The organism is Fischerella muscicola PCC 7414 (genome assembly GCF_000317205.1).
GTDB lineage: Bacteria > Cyanobacteriota > Cyanobacteriia > Cyanobacteriales > Nostocaceae > Fischerella > Fischerella muscicola.
Map to the genome: position 1 here is coordinate 1 of NZ_AJLK01000215.1, position 1638 is coordinate 1638.

Annotated in this window: 1 protein-coding gene; it reads right to left on the reverse strand. The window is 41.6% G+C overall.

Features of this window, described 5'->3' with window-relative positions; translation table 11 throughout:
- Positions 1-44 precede the first annotated feature (44 nt).
- Positions 45-1334, reverse strand: a complete 1290-nt coding sequence (locus UYI_RS0131270; protein WP_016870627.1) for an RNA-guided endonuclease InsQ/TnpB family protein — start codon at positions 1332-1334, stop codon at positions 45-47.
- Positions 1335-1638 lie beyond the last annotated feature (304 nt).

Here is a 1638-nt window from a genome sequence, read left to right on the forward strand (position 1 = left end):
TTGACCTCTCCCCGGTCTAAAGACGCGGGGATTCTAAACTGTTGCTACGAGGTGGGCACCCATCCACACCTCGCGCGCGTTTTAGTTTTGGTTTCCCAGATGCGAAATCTGGTAGCAAGGGTCAAAACTTGCCTACAGACCAAGACTCTGCACAAGCCTAATTGTGTCTCTACTTTGCGAAGAATATTCGCTGCACCATTTAAATCAGCGTTAATGAGTTTCCCAGCACCCGTGCGATACATCCCACGTTTAACTCGTTTTCCTGATGGCTTCCACGTTTCGGGTTTTTCGCCGTAGGTTGGTAGAAAATCATCATCTAGAAAACTAGCCTTACTGGTGTAGGATTCCTCGGTTTCAACAAACTTGATACCGTAGTACTCGCACAGTTGTTTAACTCGTTCTTTCATTTTGGCAGTTGGTATTTGGACAAAAGATTGAGTTGTTTTGCCAAGTGTTGCTTCTTGTCGCTGTCCTTGGTTCCAGCCAAATACTACAGTACCAATATGGTGTTTGATGCAGTGGTCAACAACTAGTTTTGCTGCTTTGTTCACCGCATCTCTCATCTGTCGATTGCGTTTTTCCGTTATGTGGGCTAGCTGTTCATCCCAGTACCCTTGTGGTTTGCCTTCTTTAAGAGTGCTAACACGCTTGTTGTGCCACTGGTTAAGCGATTTAACTTTGCGTCCATCAACAATGAAACTAGTTCCAACATTAGAAACGCAGCTTAACCAATTGTTGATACCAGGGTCAATGGCTAAAGCATATTGAGGCTTTAAGTTTAATAGGAGTGCTGATTTTTTCTCATAGACAAACTCAGCATAAAAACACTTGTTTCTAGGCAGTATCCGCAATTCCTTAATATCAGCAAAATTCATATTTGAAGGCATTGGTAGCAGGAAACTATCAAGTTTAAACCAACGCTTAACAGTGTTTCCCAAGGGGATTTTGATGTTATCACCCACAAGCTTTAATGCTTGCTTGGGATAAGTTACCAACGCATAGCCTGCACCTTTGCGATAATTAGGCAGCCTTGGTTTAAAGTGCAACTCACCTTTTTGACATTTCTTGTCTAACTCTTTAAAGGATTTAAACGACTCAGAAACAGACCTTAATATCTGTTGTGCAGCTTGCGAGTGAAGTACTTGGTAGTGTTTATTGGTTTTATATTCCTTCTCTAGGTCGTACTTGCCAATTAACTTCCCAGTCTTGAAATATAGCTGACGGGCATAGTAGATACCGCAATTAGTCAGTTTATGAGACTCTGAGCAAATAAATTCAAGAACTGCTTTTAACTCTTCATTGGGGTTGATTAGATTTTGTTGACATCCATACATTAATTTCACCTCCTTGATGTATATTAACATTAAATACTAACAATGTATGTACAATATGAAAGGGAAGACATTAACAATACGCTTGTCTGAGCGTAGAAGAAATAAACTTTATTTATATGCTGCCCAGAAAGATAGGACTATCACTGCTTTAATTGAAGAGTGGATCGATAGTCTAGTGCTTGAGAAAGAAGATACAGCAGGTTAAAACCTGCCGCGTCGCGTTTCATCCCCGGTCTAAAGCACGCAATACGGCACTACGTGCCTGTTCCTCCGGGGCTTTCACGCTCCCGCTAAGTTTTGGTAA

Bases quoted from the DNA above. Each gene is read 5' to 3' on its own strand.
- UYI_RS0131270 (WP_016870627.1), bottom strand. From the start codon at position 1,334: ATGTATGGATGTCAACAAAATCTAATCAACCCCAATGAAGAGTTAAAA.